General features: G+C 72.0%; 15 protein-coding genes. 11 read left to right on the top strand and 4 right to left on the bottom strand.

Translation table 11 applies throughout. From position 1 onward, the window contains the following. Positions 1-101 precede the first annotated feature (101 nt). A complete protein-coding gene (locus GTY58_RS34170) occupies positions 102-1,622 on the bottom strand; it encodes a DUF4331 domain-containing protein (RefSeq protein WP_010987982.1) in 1,521 nt (506 codons plus the stop codon). A 238-nt stretch (positions 1,623-1,860) separates the two neighbouring features. Between GTY58_RS34170 and GTY58_RS34175 the strand changes: the two genes are divergently transcribed. The 3 genes from GTY58_RS34175 to GTY58_RS34185 all read left to right on the top strand — a co-directional run bounded on the left by GTY58_RS34175 (position 1,861) and on the right by GTY58_RS34185 (position 3,600). Continuing rightward, positions 1,861-2,403: a sigma-70 family RNA polymerase sigma factor gene (locus GTY58_RS34175; RefSeq protein WP_037646638.1), complete on the top strand. Its 543-nt coding sequence runs from the start codon at positions 1,861-1,863 to the stop codon at positions 2,401-2,403. Then, the gene (locus tag GTY58_RS34180; RefSeq protein ID WP_010987984.1) at positions 2,400-3,215 is read left to right on the top strand and encodes an anti-sigma factor; all 816 of its coding nucleotides are present in this window, start codon (positions 2,400-2,402) and stop codon (positions 3,213-3,215) included. Before GTY58_RS34175 ends, GTY58_RS34180 begins: the two co-directional genes overlap by 4 nt. Positions 3,216-3,330: 115 nt before the next feature. Continuing rightward, positions 3,331-3,600 carry a hypothetical protein gene (locus tag GTY58_RS34185; protein WP_010987985.1) on the top strand — a complete coding sequence of 90 codons (270 nt, stop codon included), beginning with the start codon at positions 3,331-3,333 and terminating at the stop codon, positions 3,598-3,600. Between the two features lie 187 nt (positions 3,601-3,787). Here the strand turns inward: GTY58_RS34185 and GTY58_RS34190 are convergent, their stop codons facing one another. The 3 genes from GTY58_RS34190 to hmgA are packed head-to-tail and all read right to left on the bottom strand — an operon-like array spanning position 3,788 to position 7,140. After that, entirely contained in the window at positions 3,788-4,975 is a 1,188-nt protein-coding gene (locus tag GTY58_RS34190; RefSeq protein WP_010987986.1) for a type ISP restriction/modification enzyme, read from the bottom strand. Between the two features lie 48 nt (positions 4,976-5,023). Further along, complete coding sequence (locus GTY58_RS34195) at positions 5,024-5,773, bottom strand: GntR family transcriptional regulator (protein ID WP_010987987.1); 750 nt, start codon at positions 5,771-5,773, stop codon at positions 5,024-5,026. 50 nt (positions 5,774-5,823) lie between these two features. Next, positions 5,824-7,140 (bottom strand): homogentisate 1,2-dioxygenase, encoded by a 1,317-nt coding sequence (gene hmgA, locus GTY58_RS34200; protein WP_010987988.1) that lies wholly within the window; start codon positions 7,138-7,140, stop codon positions 5,824-5,826. Positions 7,141-7,306: 166 nt separating this feature from the next. On the opposite strand from hmgA, the gene GTY58_RS34205 reads away from it, so the two are divergent. From GTY58_RS34205 to GTY58_RS34240, 8 genes are all read left to right on the top strand, one after another. Continuing rightward, positions 7,307-7,972 carry a hypothetical protein gene (locus tag GTY58_RS34205; RefSeq protein ID WP_010987989.1) on the top strand — a complete coding sequence of 222 codons (666 nt, stop codon included), beginning with the start codon at positions 7,307-7,309 and terminating at the stop codon, positions 7,970-7,972. Then, a complete protein-coding gene (locus GTY58_RS34210; RefSeq protein WP_010987990.1) occupies positions 7,969-8,589 on the top strand; it encodes a TetR/AcrR family transcriptional regulator in 621 nt (206 codons plus the stop codon). Before GTY58_RS34205 ends, GTY58_RS34210 begins: the two co-directional genes overlap by 4 nt. Positions 8,590-8,778: 189 nt before the next feature. Then, positions 8,779-11,010, top strand: a complete 2,232-nt coding sequence (locus GTY58_RS34215; RefSeq protein WP_010987991.1) for a molybdopterin oxidoreductase family protein — start codon at positions 8,779-8,781, stop codon at positions 11,008-11,010. Positions 11,011-11,132: 122 nt separating this feature from the next. After that, a complete protein-coding gene (locus tag GTY58_RS34220) occupies positions 11,133-12,539 on the top strand; it encodes a citrate:proton symporter (protein ID WP_010987992.1) in 1,407 nt (468 codons plus the stop codon). Then, entirely contained in the window at positions 12,539-13,789 is a 1,251-nt protein-coding gene (locus tag GTY58_RS34225; protein ID WP_037646401.1) for an MFS transporter, read from the top strand. The genes GTY58_RS34220 and GTY58_RS34225 overlap by 1 nt, the downstream gene beginning before the upstream one ends. 103 nt (positions 13,790-13,892) lie before the next feature. Then, positions 13,893-14,654, top strand: coding sequence for a hypothetical protein (locus tag GTY58_RS34230; protein WP_010987994.1), 762 nt, complete (start codon positions 13,893-13,895; stop codon positions 14,652-14,654). Next, positions 14,641-15,372 carry a class F sortase gene (locus GTY58_RS34235; RefSeq protein ID WP_010987995.1) on the top strand — a complete coding sequence of 244 codons (732 nt, stop codon included), beginning with the start codon at positions 14,641-14,643 and terminating at the stop codon, positions 15,370-15,372. Before GTY58_RS34230 ends, GTY58_RS34235 begins: the two co-directional genes overlap by 14 nt. A gap of 211 nt (positions 15,373-15,583) precedes the next feature. Continuing rightward, positions 15,584-16,972 (top strand): aldehyde dehydrogenase family protein, encoded by a 1,389-nt coding sequence (locus GTY58_RS34240; RefSeq protein WP_010987996.1) that lies wholly within the window; start codon positions 15,584-15,586, stop codon positions 16,970-16,972. Positions 16,973-16,980 lie beyond the last annotated feature (8 nt).

Consider the following 16,980-nt stretch of genomic DNA (forward strand, 5'->3'; position numbering starts at 1 on the left):
TCGATGTCCTTGAGGGAAACGGTCGTTGTGGCGGATGAGCGGCGCGGCCCGCACCGTGGGGGATGGGTTACGTGCGGGCCGCGCCAGTCAGTGGGCCGGGACTAGTACGCCCGGTTGCGCCGACGCCACCACGCCAGACCGGTGGCGATCAGCAGGAACCCGGCCGCGCCCGCCGCCGCGGAGGCCGCGATCAGCGTGGTGTTGGAACCGTCCGTGGCGTTCGCGATCAGACCGTCGCCCAGCTGGTTGCGCACGCTGTTGCCGGTGCCGCCGGCGGTCTTCCCGCGCGAACCGGCCGTCGGCTCGGCCACGTACGGGAAGGAGTGCTCGAACTTCTTGTCGTTCTTGTTGACCGCGTCACCCAAGTCGTTCTTGGAGCCGACCAGTTCGCCCTCCACGACCTGGAGCGCCTCGTCGATCACGTCGTCGGTGAGCCGGCGTCCGTTCGGGAAGCCCGCGTTGTCGCCGTCGAGCACACCGAGCCGCTTGGGCTTGGCGGTGGGCTCGATCGAGGTGTTGAGCCGCAGTTCCTCGGCCGGTGTCACGTGCGGCGGCTGGTTGAGGCCCTTCACGCCCTTCAGGAACACGTCGACCAGGTCGTTGCGCGGCTCGGCGGGCGCCTTGATCTTGTAGATCGCCTCGATGAGCTTCGGCAGCTCCGGGTTGGTCACGTTCTTCAGGAACTGCGCGTCCTCCCAGGGCGAGGACGCGTTGAACTTGTCCTTGTCCTTCTGCGGGTTGACGACCTCGTTGACCAGCGGGTTGCCGAGGCGCGAGACCTGCGTGTAGTGACCGCGGGCGTCCTTGCGCTGGGTCGTGGACCAGATGCCGACGATCGGCTGGTCCTTCGACTCGGTGATCATGTCGGTCGGCAGCTGAAGGGCGATCGAGTTGACGTTGTAGCCCTTGAGGGTGTCGCGCCCGACCTCCGACAGGTCTCCGCCGTACAGCAGGTCGAAGACCCGCAGATCCAGGAAGAACGGGTCGTCCGCCTGGCCGGCGAACGTCGTGGAGTCGCCCGCGAGCTTGTACACGGCCTGGTTGCGCAGCTTGGTGTAGTCCGGCATCGACGCCTTGCCGACGTTCGACGGCGCCACGGGGATGTCGTCCGCGACCTTCGTGCGGGAGACCAGCTTCTGGTCGTGCAGCCTGAGCAGATCGATGTCGTACGTCTGCGTGATGTTCAGGTCGGGGTCGTCGAGGCTGTCCACCGGACCCGTGTTGTACAGGAACGTGTCGCCGTTCTTGCGGTGCGTCTTGAACGTGTAGCGGTAGATCAACTCGCCCTGGGCGTCACCGTTGTTGTCGATGTGGATGTCGTACTGGGCGTCCTCCGCGAACGTGTAGAAGTTCGGACCGCCCGCCGGATCCTCGAACGGGATCCAGTTCGCGATGACCGTCGTCGTGTCCGGCTTGTCCGGGCTCACGAACGCGTACACGTCGGTGTTGTCGTACTGGGGAGTGCCCGAGATCAGCGGGGCCTCCCGGTGACTGGAGGCGGAGGCCGCCCCCGGTTCCAGCGCGGTGACGCCGGCGGCCGCGAGCCCCCCGGCGGCCAGCGCACCACTTATGAGGGTCGCAAGGCTCCTGCGTCCCGCACCGCTCCTGGAGATAGGTGTCATGCCGTCCGTCCTCAGTGCCAACTTGCCTGACGAACCGCATTCGGAGCGGTCGCCGGGGTGGATTGGTCGAATCCCAAACGTTCTTACGGTGACTTTCGCCAGTTGTTTCATCGGCGCGGGACCCGCGTTTTCGCTTCCCCCATCCGTAACCCCATCCGAAGACGTGATCGCTGCGAATACTTCAGTGAGGCGGGACGGGCCGGAGACGGCCGGAGAGGGGGGACTGGTGGGGGTGCTGGTGCATGCGGACGAGCTCCTGGTGCTCGTGGCCGAAGGTGACCAACGGGCATTCGAAGAGCTGTACGGACTGGTGTCCGGGCCGGTGTTCGGTCTGGTGCGCCGGGTCGTGCGGGATCCGGCGCAGTCGGAGGAGGTGGCTCAGGAGGTGCTGCTCGAACTGTGGCGCTCCGCCGCCCGCTTCGACCCCGGCCGGGGCAGCGCCCTCTCCTGGATCCTCACCCTCGCGCACCGCCGCGCGGTCGACCGGGTGCGCAGCGCCCGCGCGGCCGGCGAACGCGAGCAGCGCGAGGCGCTCCGCGCCCACCACCCCGCCTTCGACCAGGTCGCCGAGGAAGTCGAGGCCGGCCTCGAACGCGAGTGGGTACGCCGCTGCCTGGACCGCCTGACCGCCCTGCAACGCCAGTCCGTCACCCTCGCCTACTACGACGGCTACACGTACCGTGAAGTGGCCGAGCGGCTCTCGCTGCCCCTCGGCACGGTCAAGACGCGAATGCGCGACGGACTCACGCGGCTGCGCAACTGCCTGGGAGGAGCCGCATGAGCGCCCTCGACCGTCTGCTGCGCCGCGATCTGCACTCGCTTGCCGCGCCCTACGCCCTCGACGCCCTCGAGCCCGACGAACGCCGTCGCTTCGAGAGACACCTCAAGGGCTGCGACCGCTGTGCGGCGGAGGTGCGGGACCTGTACGAGGACGCGGTGCGGCTCGCCTGGTCCACGGCGGCCCCGCCGCCGGCGGCGCTGCGGGACCGGGTCCTCAGCGCCGTACGCAGCACACCCCAGGAAGCTCCCCAGGGTGCGTCGCGTGCGCGGGAGCCGCATCTGCCGGCCCATGTCTGGGGAACCGCGCCGCCCCCGGCACGCGCCCGCGCCCGCCGCACGCGCCCCCTCTTCGTCCCGCTCGCCACCGCCACGGCCGCCGCCGCCCTCGTCGTGGCGTCACTGTTCGCCGTGCAGGCCGGCCGAACCCAGGACCAACTCGCCGAGCAGCAGGCCCAGGCACGTGAGATCGCCCACGTTCTGGCCGCTCCCGACGCCCGGGCGACCAGTGACCGGGACGCGAAGGGCCGTGGTATCGGAGTGATCGCCTCCGCATCTGAGGGGCGCGCGGTCGTCACCCTGAGCGGGTTCCGGGCGCCGTCCGGCGGCCGCGTGCATCAGCTGTGGCTCATGCGCCCCAACGGCCAACCGCGCTCCCTCGGGCTCTTCGACGGCGACGCGCCCTTGGTCGCGAGCGGGCTGAACACCAAGGCGACGTCACTTGCTGTGACCGTCGAGCCCGACGGAGGCTCAGCGCAGCCCACCAGCCAGCCAGTTGTCCAACTCGCCCTGGAATCGGTCGGATTCGGAGAGTAACCGTCAACACCCTTACCGGCAAGGTGAATCCTGCGCCCGCGATACCCGAGTGCCACGAGGGGGCGATAGGGTTAGCCTGCCCGGGCCGGGTGGACTCGTACGGGTGGGGAGTGACATGGAACAGATAACAGTGCGCAGCAGGGCACGGGTCCCTGCGATCACCTGCGGGAGCAGCGCGACCAGCTCGCGCCTCGACCGCCATCTCGCAGTGCTGGGCGGCCCCGCCATCCCGCAGCGCGAGACGGCCGAGGCCACGTCGCTGATGCGTGAGCTCACCGCGCGTGACACCGCGCACGACCGCAGCGGCAGGGGCGCGCGAGTGAGGCGAGTCTCGCTCTTCGCACCACTGCGCCGACTGCGCCGTTCGCTGTTCGGCGGGCGCTGAACAAACCGGCGTTCCACAAGGGCCCGCGCTCACGCCACACCGACCCGGCACGCGCTGCGATCTCGTCGTCCATCATCCCCACGGCACGCAGCGGCGCCCCGGTGTACCGCATGAGTGCGGGCCCTTTCCCTTCTCCCCCCGACGCCCCACCACCCCCGGCACCCCCCTCGCGCGTCACCCGCGCGGTCTAGATCAGCGCGAACTGGCCTTCCGGACCCTCTTCGTGGTGGTCGAGCACCGAAGCGGGCCGACGTGCCGCATCCGGTACCGGGAGCACACCGGCCCGGTACAGCTCGGCCGCGGTGACCGGTGCCCCCGCCGCCGACTCGCCGTGGCGCGGGCCGATCTCGCCCAGCAGGGCGAGCACGGTGATGAGTTCCAGCAGTTCGGACGTCCACGCCTGCGGCCAGGCCGCGGGGCGCACCGCCTCCAGCGTGCCCGGCTCGGCGGGCTCCGTGCGGCGGGCGAACCACGCCTCGAGGACCCGGACCCCGCCGACGTGGAAATCCCAGGCGCCGCCCGGCACCGGTGAGATCCGGCCCTCGCCGATGTGCAGGGCCTCCTCCGCGCGGTCGTAGAGGAGTTCCAGGGGGCGGGCGGGGAGCGGAGCGCGGACGTAGGGGCGGCGCCCGCCCGGCAGCTTGGGGCGCTCGCCGGTGCGGCACATCAGCCACAGCGTCCGGTGGCCCGACTCCGTGCCCCGGGACCAGAGGCCGGGGTCCGCGGTGAGCGGCACCTCGATGCCCTCGGGGCCCGGCCGCGCGGCCGCCAGAATCCAGGCCAGGGCGTCGACGGGTGACACGGGGCGGCCCAGGCGTCCGGCGAGATGCTCCACCAGGCCCGGTGCCAGGTTCGGTTCGAGACGTCCCGGGCGCCGGTACAGCGGGCGGACGGGACCTGAGCGGACGGCCGGCGACTTCACCGGCAGCAGCGGCGAAGCCAGCAGCAGGGGGCCGGTGGACCCGGGCGCGACCGTCTGCTCGGCCACGAACACCTGGCCCTCGTCCGCCACCCGCCACAGCTCGGGCCGTGCCGCGTCGAGGAGCCGGTGGTCCGGGATCAGCCACTGTTCGTCGAACGGGTCGCCGAGCACACGCACGGGCTCCGGGCACGGGCCCGTCGCACGGGCGAGCCGCCCCGTCCCGCTGGACTGGCCCGGCAGCTGGGCCACCGCGGAGTGCAGGGTGCGTGCGCGGGTCGGCTCGAACAAGGCCTCGCGGTCCGGCCCCTCGGCCTTCAGCAGGGCGTCCCAGCGCGCCTTCAGCGAGGCCACGTCGGGCGCCATCGGCCAGCCACGGCCCAGCCGCAGAGGTGCGACCGACCACGGCATGAGGTCCGCGAGCAGCGGAGCGTCGTCGTGCGTCACGCTGGGCATCGTACGACGTGGCCGGCCGACCTCAAGGGGGTCATGAGGGAACGGGGATCAGTCGGCGTCGAGGGTGACCGTGAACGAGAAGCGGTCGCCGCGGTAGTGGATGACCGCCACGTCCAGGACCTGTCCGTCCTCGTCGTACGTCACGCCCGTGTAGTGCAGGATCGGGCTGAGCAGCGGCACTTGGAGCAGCCGCGCCGTCTCCGGATCCGCCAGCCGCGCCTCCACGGTGTCGGTGATACGGCCGATGCGTACGCCCACGACGTCCCGCAGCACCTTGGTCATCGGCCAGCGGGCCAGGTCGTCCAGGCCGATGCGCTCGGCCAGTTCGGGCCGCACGTAGTTGCGGGCGTGGTTCGTCGGCTCGCCGGTCCGCTCGTCGGCGCGCAGCCGGTGGTACGTCGCCACCTCGTCCACATCCGGGAAATACTCGGCGAGTTCCCCCGAAACGGGTGATCTGCCGTGCTCCAGCAGCTCCGCCACCATGCCCGACTGCTGCGCCACGATCGCGTCCACCGAGCCGAGCAGCCGCACCGGGGCGCCCCGCTGGACGCCCGGCTCGATGAACGTGCCCCGTCGGCGATGGCGGGTGATCAGCCCCTCGTCCTCCAGCTCCTTGAGCGCCTGCCGCATGGTCAGCACGCTCACTCCGTAGTGCCCCGCCAACTGTTCCTCGGTCGGCAGGCGCAGCGGGTCCTGGGGCGACCGGCCGAGTATCGAGGCGCGCAGGGACTGCGATACCTGATACCAGAGCGGCAGTTTGCGGTTCAGAACGATCGAGTCCGGGGCGAAAGAGGTCACGAGGGCTATCCGTACCGGTCGCGGGCGTGCAGTGCAACGGGCGGTGGCGCTCAGTCCGACGGACGGAAGTGGCGCTGGAGCCCCTGCCACACGTCGTCGTACGCGGGTTGGAGGTGCTCGGCGCGGGCCGCCTGGGCCGTCGCGGTCACCGGCCAGCGCGTCTCGAACATGAACGCGAGACCGTCGTCGATCTTCTGCGGCCGCAGCTCGGCGGCGCTCGCCCGGTCGAAGGTCTCCCGGTCGGGCCCGTGCGCCGACATCATGTTGTGCAGCGACCCCCCACCGGGAACGAAACCGGCCGCCTTGGCGTCGTAGGCGCCCTCGATGAGCCCCATGTACTCGCTCATCACGTTCCGGTGGAAGTACGGCGGCCGGAACGTGTCCTCACCCACCAGCCAGCGCGGCGCGAACACCACGAAGTCGACGCCGGCGAGCCCCGGGGTGTCGGACGGTGAGGTCAGCACCGTGAAGATCGACGGGTCCGGGTGGTCGTAGCTGATGGTGCCCAGCACATTGAAACGGCGCAGGTCGTAGGTGTACGGCACGTGGTTGCCGTGCCAGGCGACCACATCCAGGGGCGAGTGGTCGTATGTCGCCGTCCAGAGGTTGCCGCAGAACTTGTTCACCACCTCGACGGGGCCCTCGACGTCCTCGTACGCGGCCACGGGAGCCTTGAAGTCCCGGGCGGCCGCGAGTCCGTTGGCGCCGATCGGGCCGAGGTCGGGGAGCTGGAAGGGGGCGCCGTAGTTCTCGCAGACGTAGCCCCGGGCGGACTCGTCGAGGAGGTCCACGCGGAAGCGGACGCCGCGGGGGACCAGCGCGACCTGGCCCGGCTCCGCGTGCAGCAGCCCGAACTCGGTGCGCAGGAGCAGTCCGCCGCGCTCCGGCACGATCAGCAGCTCCCCGTCGGCGTCGCTGAAGACGCGGTCCATCGAGGAGTTGGCGTGATACAGGTGCACGGCCATGCCGGTGCGCTGGGTGGCGTCGCCGTTGCCGCCGAGGGTCCACAGGCCGCCGACGAAGTCCGTCCCGGCGGGGGGCTCGGGCAGCGGGTTCCAGCGCAGCCGGTTCGGGTCGGGCGCCGTCTCCGTGAAGGGGGCGGTGCGGATCGCGCCGTTGTCCGCGCGGGTGAACGGGGGGTGCGCGGCCGAGGGGCGGATCCGGTACAGCCACGAGCGCCGGTTGTGTGCCCTGGGCTCGGTGAACGCCGAGCCGCTGAGCTGCTCCGCGTACAGGCCGAGCGGGGCGCGCTGCGGGGAGTTGCGGCCCTCGGGGAGGGCGCCGGGGACCGCTTCCGAGGCGTGTTCGTTGCCGAACCCGGTGAGATGGGCCAGTCCTTCGGCGGTCTTCCGTGCGTCCCCGCTCATGATCGCTCCCTCGTTCCTGATTCCTATGCATCACCGTAGGATTCGGGTGCGGTGTGCGCAAGGGGGATGGTGGGGAAGCAGGCCGGGGCAGGACCCGCCTTCCGGACGCGCAAGACCCGACTTCAGGAGGATCCGGCTGTCGGAGGGGTGCTCTACTCTCCCCGGCATGTCGTGGACGCGCGGACCGCTCGCGGCGCTCGCGGTGTGCGCCCTGCTCGGCGGCGCGGCGGGCTGTGGCGCCGACGGCGCGCACGGGCGGCGGGGCGGGGCGACGGCCTCGCCGGTGGGCAAGCTGCTGGACGACACGGACGAGAGGGGACGGCACTACCGTGAAGTCGACGAGAAGGGCGCACCCGAGGTCTCCGTCGAGGTCCAGCCGGACTCCGACGACAGCTGGGACGTCCTGCTGACCGTCCACAACTTCCGCTTCTCGCCGCCCGGCGCGCGAGCGGTGCCGGTGGCCGGACGCGGTGTCGCCCTGCTCTCGCTGGACGGCCGCGCCCTCGCGCGGCTGCGCACCCCGGACCATCACCTCCCCGGCAAGCTGGTCCCGCGCGGCACGCATCACGTCACGGTGCGTCTGTACGCGGACGACGGCACGGTGTGGGCCGTGGACGGCCGGCCCGTCCAGAGCACGGCGGACATCACGGCGTCGGGGACGGGGCCGACGAGGCCGCACTCGACGCCGAGCGGGGCCGGGGGCGGGGCGGAGGGGGCGAGCGGGACGCCCACCCAGGGCACCGGCGACTCCGCGGCCGGGATGAGTGTGGGGCGCACCCATCTCCGTACAGACGGGCGAGGTTCACCGGACTCCCGCGGAAAGGCATCATGAAGCCCGTGCCCCAAGCGACATCGCTGCGCCGCGCGCCCGTCCAACGACGGAGCGCCGAACGGCTGACCAGGATCCTCGACGCCTGCGCCGACCTCCTCGACGAGGTCGGCTACGACGCCCTGAGCACCCGGGCCGTGGCCCTGCGTGCCGGCGTGCCCATCGGCTCCGTGTACCGCTTCTTCGGCAACAAGCGCGCGATGGCCGACGCGCTCGCCGAACGCAACTTCGAGCGCTACACCGACCGCGTCACCCACCGCCTCGAGCAGTCGGACGGCGAGGGTGACTGGCGCGCGGCGATGGACGCGGTCCTCGACGAGTACCTGGACATGAAGCGCACGGCGCCCGGCTTCTCCCTCGTCGACTTCGGCAACCAGATCCCGGTCGGCGCCCGCTACGCCGAACCCAACCACCGCGTCGCCGACCGTCTGACGGAACTCCTGTCGGCGTACCTCGGCCGCACCCCCGACGACGACCTCCGCCGCACGTTCCTGATCGCGGTCGAAACCGCCGACACCCTGGTCCACCTGGCCTTCCGGATGTCCCCCGAGGGAGACGAGGACATCATCGCGGAGACCCGGGCACTGCTGAGGGCCTATCTGGGGCGCGTACTGGACTGAGCGGAGCCCGGGCGGCGGCGAAGGGGCCGGCGGCACTCGCGACGGGCCGCTCCGCGGCGACCGGCCGGCGGTCGGCCGTGCGCGGGTTTCCGACGAGGTCCCCGGCAGCCCCTCCCCTCCTGCCATACCGCTCGGTATGCTCGGCTCGATCCGTGCGTCACCGTTGCCGCCACCCCTCTGGGAGGACCCGTGTCCCGCACCGCCCTGCGTATCTGCCCCTTGTGCGAGGCCACCTGCGGGCTGACGCTCACCATCGAGGGGACCCGGGTGACCAAGGCCCGCGGCGACCGCGACGACGTGTTCAGCAAGGGGTTCATCTGCCCGAAGGGCGCGTCCTTCGGGGCGGCCGACGGAGACCCGGACCGGCTGCGGACGCCGCTCGTCCGCGAGGACGGGGAGCTGCGCGAGGCCACCTGGGAGGAGGCGTTCGACGCCGTCGCCGCCGGACTGCGGCCCGTCGTCGAGGAGCACGGACCGCACGCCGTCGGTGTCGTCCTCGGCAACCCGAACGTCCACACCATGGCCGGCGCCCTCTACCCGCCCGTCCTGCTCGCCGGTCTGCGCACCCACAGCCTCTTCACCGCCTCCACCGTCGACCAGATGCCCAAGCACGTCTCCAGCGGTCTGCTGTACGGCGACGCGGTGGCCATCCCCGTGCCCGACCTCGACCGCACCGACCATCTGCTGCTGCTCGGCGCCAACCCCCTCGAATCCAACGGAAGTCTCTGCACCGCCCCCGACTTCCCCGGCAAGCTCAAGGCCCTCAAGGCCCGCGGCGGCACCCTCACCGTCGTCGACCCGCGCCGCACCCGCACCGCCAAGCTCGCCGACCGGCACGTCGCCATCCGCCCCGGCACCGACGCACTGCTGCTCGCGGCGATGGCGTACGTGCTCTTCGAGGAGCGGCTCGTCGACCTCGGGGAGCTCGCCCCGCATGTCCAGGGCGTCGACGAACTCGCCGACGCGCTGAGGGACTTCACCCCCGAAGCGGCGAGCCCGTCGTGCGACGTACCGGCCGACGTGATCCGGGAGCTCGCCCGTGAACTGGCCGCCGCCCCGACCGCCGCCGTCTACGGCCGCATCGGCAGCTGCACCGTCCCGCACGGCACGCTCGCCAGCTGGCTCGTCGACGTGCTCAACATCCTCACCGGCAACCTCGACCGGCCCGGCGGCGCCCTGTTCCCGCTGTCCGCCACCGACAAGGCGCCCCGGCCCGCCGGACCCGGCCGTGGCTTCGCGCTCGGGCGGTGGCACAGCCGGGTGAGCGGACACCCGGAGGCCAAGGGCGAGCTGCCGCTGTCCGCGCTCGCCGAGGAGATCGACACCGCCACCGGCGAGGGCAGCCCGGTCCGCGCCCTCATCGCAGTCGCCACCAACCCGGTACTCTCCGCGCCCGACGGCGACCGCCTCGACAAGGCCCTCGGCTCGCTCGACTTCATGGTCAGTGTCGACCCGTACCTCAACGAGACCTCGCGCCACGCCCATGTCGTCCTGCCGCCGCCCCCGCCCTCCCAGGCGCCGCACTTCGACTTCGCGTTCAACGCCTTCGCCGTGCACAACCAGGTCCGCTACACCCGCGCCGCCGTCCCCCTGGAACCCGGCCGGATGGCGGAGACCGAGATCCTCGCACGGCTCGTGCTCGCCGCCACGGGCATGCACGGCGCCGCCCCCGACGCCGTGGACGCCCTGGTCATCGACCAGACACTGGGCAAGGCCGTCACGGACCCGCACGCGCCCGTGCACGGCCGCGACCCGGGCGAACTCGCCGCCGTGCTCACCGGGGACAGCGGCCCCGAGCGGCGGCTCGACATGATGCTGCGCCTCGGCCCGTACGGCGACGGATTCGGCGCCCGGCCGGACGGGCTCACCCTGGAGAAGGTGCTCGCCCACCCGCACGGCATCGACCTCGGGCCGCTCACGCCGCGCCTGCCGCAGCCCCTGAAGACACGCAGCGGCAAGGTCGAGCTGCTGCCCGGACCCATCGCCGGCGACCTGCCGAGGCTGCGCGAGGCGCTGCGGGAGCGGTCCGAGGGGCTCGTGCTCATCGGGCGGCGGCATCTGCGGTCCAACAACAGCTGGCTGCACAACGTGCCCGCCCTCACCGGCGGCACCAACCGCTGCACCCTGCACATCCACCCCGAGGACGCCGAGCGCCTCGGCCTCACCGACGGGGCGCCGGTCCGGGTCAGGGGCGCCGGGGGAGCGGTCACGGCCCCCGTCGAGGTCACCGACGGCATCCGGCGCGGGGTCGTCAGCCTCCCGCACGGCTGGGGCCACGACCGGCCCGGCACCCGGATGAGCCATGCCGCGCTGGACCCCGGCGTCAACGTCAACCAGCTCCTCGATGGCAGCCTGCTCGACCCGCTCTCGGGCAACGCCGTGCTCAACGGCGTACCCGTCGAGCTGACACGCACATCCTGACCTGGAGTTTTGCGCTTATTGCTCCCATGTCAACGTCTTGTTAACAGTTCTCGACCCGACTTAACGTCATCGCCACCGCCGGCCCTGGTGGGAGTTCAAGGGCGAACGTTAGGTATCCATTCATGCTGACCATCCTCGGCTTCACCATGATCGCGACCTTCTTGGTCCTGATCATGCTGAAGAAGATGTCGCCGATCGCGGCGCTCGTGCTGATCCCGGCGCTCTTCTGCGTCTTCGTCGGAAAGGGCGCCAAGCTCGGTGACTACGTCATCGACGGCGTCACCAGCCTCGCGCCCACCGCGGCGATGCTGATGTTCGCGATCGTCTACTTCGGTGTGATGATCGACGTCGGCCTCTTCGACCCGATCGTGCGGGGCATCCTGCGGTTCTGCAAGGCGGACCCGCTGCGGATCGTCGTCGGCACGGCCCTGCTCGCCGCGATCGTCTCGCTCGACGGCGACGGCTCGACCACCTTCATGATCACGGTCTCGGCGATGTACCCGCTGTACAAGCGCCTGAAGATGAGCCTCGTCGTGATGACCGGTGTCGCCGCGATGGCCAACGGCGTGATGAACACGCTCCCCTGGGGCGGCCCGACCGCCCGCGCCGCGACCGCGCTGAAGCTGGACGCCAGCGACATCTTCGTGCCGATGATTCCGGCCCTCGCCGTGGGTCTCCTCGGTGTCTTCGCCCTCGCCTACGTCCTCGGGCGCCGCGAGCGCACGCGGCTCGGCGTGCTGACGCTGGACGAGGCACTGGAGCCGCAGGAGGCCGAGACGGTGCTGGTGGGTGCGGGCGGTTCCGAGGAGAAGTCCCCGCGCGCCACCGGCGGTTCCGGCTCCGGCACCGACGCGGACGCCCCCGAGTCCGCCACCGCCGACGACGGATTCCAGGGCCTCGACCCCCACCGCGCCACCCTGCGCCCCAAGTTGTACTGGTTCAACGCGCTGCTCACGGTCACGCTACTCACCGCCATGATCATGGAGTGGCTGCCGATCCCGGTCCTGTTCCTGCTCGGCGCCGCGCTCGCGCTCACCGTCAACTTCCCGCACATGCCCGACCAGAAGGCCCGCCTCGGCGCCCACGCCGAGAACGTCCTCAACGTCTCCGGAATGGTCTTCGCCGCCGCCGTCTTCACCGGCGTCCTCCAGGGCACCGGCATGGTCGACCACATGGCCGAGTGGCTGGTCTCCAACATCCCGGACGGCATGGGCCCGCACATGGCCTTCGTCACCGGTGTCCTGAGCATCCCGCTCACGTACTTCATGTCGAACGACGGCTTCTACTTCGGCATCCTCCCGGTCCTCGCCGAGGCGGGCCAGGCGCACGGCGTCTCGTCCCTGGAGATCGCCCGCGCTTCGCTGGTCGGCCAGCCGCTGCACATGTCGAGCCCGCTGGTGCCCGCCGTGTACGTCCTCGTCGGCATGGCCAAGGTCGAGTTCGGCGACCACACGAGGTTCGTGGTCAAGTGGGCCGCGCTCACCTCGCTGGTGGTGCTCGGGGCCGGGATCCTCTTCGGCATCATCTGATGCCCGGCGCCTCTCCCACCGAACGGCCCGGCAGGGGCTGGCTGCTGCGCCTCGTCATCGCCTTCTGCTTCGCGCAGGGGGCGGTGTCGATGGCGCGGCCCGCCGTCTCCTACCGGGCCCTCGCGCTGGGCGCCGACGAGCGCGCGGTCGGTGTGATCGCGGGCGTGTACGCGCTGCTTCCGCTGTTCGCCGCCGTGCCGCTCGGCCGCCGTACGGACCACGGCCGGTGTGCGCCCCTGCTGCCGCTGGGCGTTGTCCTGATCGCGGGCGGCTGTGCCCTGAGCGGCGCGGCCGACTCCCTCGCCGCGATGGCCGCCTGGAGCGGGGTGATGGGTCTCGGCCACCTCTGCTTCGTCATCGGCGCGCAGTCGATCGTCGCCCGCCAGTCCGCGCCCCACGAACAGGACCGCAACTTCGGCCACTTCACGATCGGCGCCTCGCTCGGCCAGCTGATCGGCCCGGTCGTCGCGGGTGCCCTGATCGGCGGCCCGGACCGGGCGGGCAGCAGCGCGCTGGCGCTGCTGGTGGCGGGCGCGGTCGCCGCGGTGTCCTGCGCGTCGCTGTGGCGCATCGAACACCGTACGACGGCCAACTCCCGTACCGAGCGCGGCGATCGCATCCCCGTCCACCGCATCCTGCGTACCCGGGGGGTGCCCGCGGGCATCTTCGTCAGCCTCGCCGTGCTGTCGGCGACGGACATCCTCACCGCGTATCTTCCGGTGGTCGGTGAACACCGGGGCATCGCTCCGTCGGTGGTCGGTCTGCTGCTGAGCCTGCGCGCCGCGGCGACCATCGCCTGCCGGCTGGTGATGACACCGATGCTGCGGTGGCTGGGCCGGGCCGCCCTGCTCACCGTGACCTGTCTCGCGGCGGCGCTGCTGTGCGCGGGCATCGCGCTCCCGGTGCCGGTGTGGGCGCTGGCCGTGATGCTCGCGGCGCTCGGGTTCTGCCTCGGCGTCGGGCAGCCGCTGTCCATGACGACCGTGGTGCAGGCAGCGCCGGACGACGCGCGCTCCACCGCCCTCGCGCTGCGCCTGACCGGCAACCGGCTCGGCCAGGTCGCCGCGCCCGCCGCGGCCGGTCTGATCGCCGGAGTCGCGGGCGTGGCGGCGCCGTTCGTGATGCTCGGCGCGCTGCTGCTGATCTCCTCGGGAATCGCGCTGCGCGCGCCGGGGAAGCAGGTGGTGCGACAGCGGACCGGTGGCCCGCGGCGGTCCGGTGCGCCATTGGGCCGGACGAGGGATTCCTGACAGGGTGTCGGGCGCAGCTCCCGCATCCGCCGCGGCGAATGTGAAAGAGAGTCAGGTGAAAGAGCGATTTGTATGAAAATCGTCTGACTCGGAGGACATACGCATGACCACCTCGCCACTCTCCCGCCGCGCCGGAGCAGCCCGCACCGGTGCCGCCGCCGCCCTGGCGGTTCTCGCCACCGCCACGACCGCCTCGATCGGGGCGCCGGTCGCCTTCGCCGCCCCGGGGGACGAAGGCGAACTCAGGATCCACAGAGTGGGTGCGCCCCTGGGCGTGCCCAAGGACGACTCCAAGGTCTGCCGGTTCTACCTCGACGCGACCAACTTCGACGGGGCGACGACCGTCACCTACACCATCGAGGCGCAGCCGCCGCTGCCCAACACCGCGACGCTCACCGGCGCCATCATCCTCGCGGCGGGTGTCGGCCGCACGGAACCCCTCGCCCTGCCCGACGGGCAGTACAAGCTGACCTGGCCCGTCCCCCCGAGCGCCACCGCCCCCCAGAAGGAGAAGATCTTCCGGGTCGACTGCCGCGAAGAGAACGAGCACGGCGAAAAGGAGTACAACGGCGCGTCGGGCCCGCAGGGCGGCGGCTACCAGGGCGGCGACAGCCAGGGCGGCGCCGGCCAGGGCGGCGACAGCTCCTCGCAGGGCGGCGGACACGAGAGCCAGGGCGGCGGGAACAGCTCCTCGCAGGGCGGCGAGGACGGCCCGAAGGGCGGCGTCCACGCGGGCGGCGGCGGGCTCGCCGACATGACCGAGGCGGTCTCGCCGGTCGCCGCGACGGCGGCCGTCGGGCTGGTCGTGGCCGGAGGCGTCACGTACTTCCGGCTGATCCGCCGTCGGCCCCATGGCGCCGCGTAGGCGGCTCCGCAGGCCCTGGTACCGGACTCGCGCCTACCGCCTCACCAGGACGGCCGCGCTCGTGGCCGTCCTGGTGACGGTGGGCAACCGGTGCGGACAGGACGACGAGCCGGGCGGGCCGGCCGTCCTCGCCGGGCCCGAGCGGCCCGCGGTGGCGGCCGACGCCGCCGGCCCCGGCACCGACGCGCGCGGTCCCGGGACCGGAGCGGAGCGGACCGGCCGGTCGGCCCGGTCCGCTCCGCCGCCCACCCCGCTGCCGCGCTCCCGGGCCACCGTGCTGCGCATCCCGCATCTGGGCATCGAGGCGCCGGTCATCGGCCTCCGGCTCGACCGTGACCGGCAGCTCGCCACGCCGCCGGTGGACAAACCCAAGCTCGTAGGCTGGTACGAGGGCGGACCGGCGCCGGGCGAGAAGGGCACGGCCGTCGTCGTCGGCCACCGCGACACCAGGACCGGCCCCGCCGTCTTCGCCGCGCTCGGCCAACTGCCGCCGGGACGGCTGGTCGAGGCCCGGCGCGCGGACGGACGCACCGCCGTCTACACCGTGGACCGGGTGCAGACGTACGAGAAGTCGCACTTTCCCGACAAGGAGGTGTACGGCACCAGGAAGCGCCCCGAGCTGCGTCTGATCACCTGCGGCGGCACGTACGACCGCAAGAAGGGCTACGCCAGCAACATCGTGGTCTTCGCCCACCTCACGGCGACCCGGAAGGGCTGAACCCCGGCGGAACGCCCGCGGGGGCTGAACCCCGGCGGGGACGCCCGCGAGGCTCTTCCGGAACGTCGCCCCAGGTCCTCGTCCCCCCGGTATCGCGCTCCGCCGCGGCGCGCGGGCCCCGCTCCATCGTGACCCGGAACCCTCTGGCGTCCCAAAACTAACATCGCTAGTTTGGGGCGCGGACGACGCTGCCCGACTCCGGAGGAAGACGATGAAGGCACAGGACGGCATGTACATCGACGGCGCCTGGCGGCCCGCCGCGGGGCCGGACATGATCGAGGTCGTGAACCCGGCCGACGAGCAGGTGATCGGCCGGGTGCCGGCGGGCACTCCCGAGGACGTGGACGCGGCCGTACGTGCCGCGCGTGCCGCCCTGACCGCCTGGGCCGCGACCCCGCCCGCCGAGCGGGCCGCGCGGATCTCCGCCCTCCGGGACGTCCTGGTGGCCCGCCAGGACGAGATCGCCGAGACCGTCACGGCCGAACTCGGCTCACCGCTGTCGTTCTCGCAGAGCGTGCAGGTGGGCCTGCCGATCCTGGTCGCGGGTTCGTACGCCGAACTCGCGGCGACGTACGCCTTCGAGGAGAGGGTGGGCAACTCGACCGTCCACCACGAGCCGGTCGGCGTGGTCGGCGCCATCACCCCCTGGAACTACCCCCTGCACCAGATCGTCGCCAAGGTCGCCCCGGCACTCGCGGCGGGCTGCACGATCGTACTGAAGCCCGCCGAGGACACCCCGCTGACCGCCCAGCTCTTCGCGGAGGCGGTCCACGAGGCCGGTGTCCCGGCGGGTGTGTTCAACCTCGTCACCGGCCTCGGCCCGGTCGCGGGACAGGCGCTCGCCGAGCACGAGGACGTCGACCTGGTCTCGTTCACCGGCTCGACGGCGGTCGGCAGGCAGATCGGTGCCACGGCCGGTGCGGCCGTCAAGCGGGTCGCCCTCGAACTCGGCGGCAAGTCCGCCAACGTCATCCTGCCGAGCGCCGACCTCGCCAAGGCGGTGAACGTGGGCGTCGCCAACGTGATGGCCAACTCCGGCCAGACGTGCAGCGCCTGGACGCGCATGCTGGTGCACGCGGAGCGGTACGAGGAGGCGGTCGAGCTGGCCGCGGCCGCCGCGGTGAAGTACGCGGACCGCATCGGCCCGCTGGTGAACGCCAAGCAGCGCGCCCGGGTGCGCGGTTACATCGACAAGGGTGTCGCCGAGGGCGCACGGCTCGTCGCGGGCGGCCCCGAATCCACCGAGCCGCAGGGCTACTTCGTCAGCCCCACCGTCTTCGCCGACGTCACGCCCGAGATGACGATCGCGAAGGAGGAGATCTTCGGCCCGGTCCTCTCGGTCATCCGGTACGAGGACGAGGAGGAGGCCCTGCGGATCGCCAACGGCACGGTGTACGGCCTCGCCGGCGCCGTCTGGGCGGGCGACGAGGCGGAGGCGGTCGCCTTCGCCCGCAGGCTCGACACCGGGCAGGTCGACATCAACGGCGGCCGCTTCAACCCCCTTGCGCCCTTCGGGGGTTACAAGCAGTCGGGCGTGGGCCGTGAGCTCGGCGCGCACGGCCTCGCCGAGTACCTCCAGACCAAGTCCCTCCAGTTCTAGGAGCGTCG

The sequence above is a fragment of the Streptomyces sp. SID5469 genome (assembly GCF_009862865.1).
Taxonomy (GTDB): domain Bacteria; phylum Actinomycetota; class Actinomycetes; order Streptomycetales; family Streptomycetaceae; genus Streptomyces; species Streptomyces avermitilis.

What these genes read in the sequence shown, in the direction of transcription:
- hmgA (WP_010987988.1), bottom strand. Translation starts at nt 7,140, where the DNA reads ATGAGCGGGGACGCACGGAAGACCGCCGAAGGACTGGCCCATCTCACC.
- GTY58_RS34210 (WP_010987990.1), top strand. Translation starts at nt 7,969, where the DNA reads ATGAAGCCCGTGCCCCAAGCGACATCGCTGCGCCGCGCGCCCGTCCAA.
- GTY58_RS34180 (WP_010987984.1), top strand. Translation starts at nt 2,400, where the DNA reads ATGAGCGCCCTCGACCGTCTGCTGCGCCGCGATCTGCACTCGCTTGCC.
- GTY58_RS34190 (WP_010987986.1), bottom strand. Translation starts at nt 4,975, where the DNA reads ATGCCCAGCGTGACGCACGACGACGCTCCGCTGCTCGCGGACCTCATG.
- GTY58_RS34220 (WP_010987992.1), top strand. Translation starts at nt 11,133, where the DNA reads ATGCTGACCATCCTCGGCTTCACCATGATCGCGACCTTCTTGGTCCTG.
- GTY58_RS34230 (WP_010987994.1), top strand. Translation starts at nt 13,893, where the DNA reads ATGACCACCTCGCCACTCTCCCGCCGCGCCGGAGCAGCCCGCACCGGT.
- GTY58_RS34185 (WP_010987985.1), top strand. Translation starts at nt 3,331, where the DNA reads ATGGAACAGATAACAGTGCGCAGCAGGGCACGGGTCCCTGCGATCACC.
- GTY58_RS34240 (WP_010987996.1), top strand. Translation starts at nt 15,584, where the DNA reads ATGAAGGCACAGGACGGCATGTACATCGACGGCGCCTGGCGGCCCGCC.
- GTY58_RS34225 (WP_037646401.1), top strand. Translation starts at nt 12,539, where the DNA reads ATGCCCGGCGCCTCTCCCACCGAACGGCCCGGCAGGGGCTGGCTGCTG.
- GTY58_RS34235 (WP_010987995.1), top strand. Translation starts at nt 14,641, where the DNA reads ATGGCGCCGCGTAGGCGGCTCCGCAGGCCCTGGTACCGGACTCGCGCC.
- GTY58_RS34205 (WP_010987989.1), top strand. Translation starts at nt 7,307, where the DNA reads ATGTCGTGGACGCGCGGACCGCTCGCGGCGCTCGCGGTGTGCGCCCTG.
- GTY58_RS34170 (WP_010987982.1), bottom strand. Translation starts at nt 1,622, where the DNA reads ATGACACCTATCTCCAGGAGCGGTGCGGGACGCAGGAGCCTTGCGACC.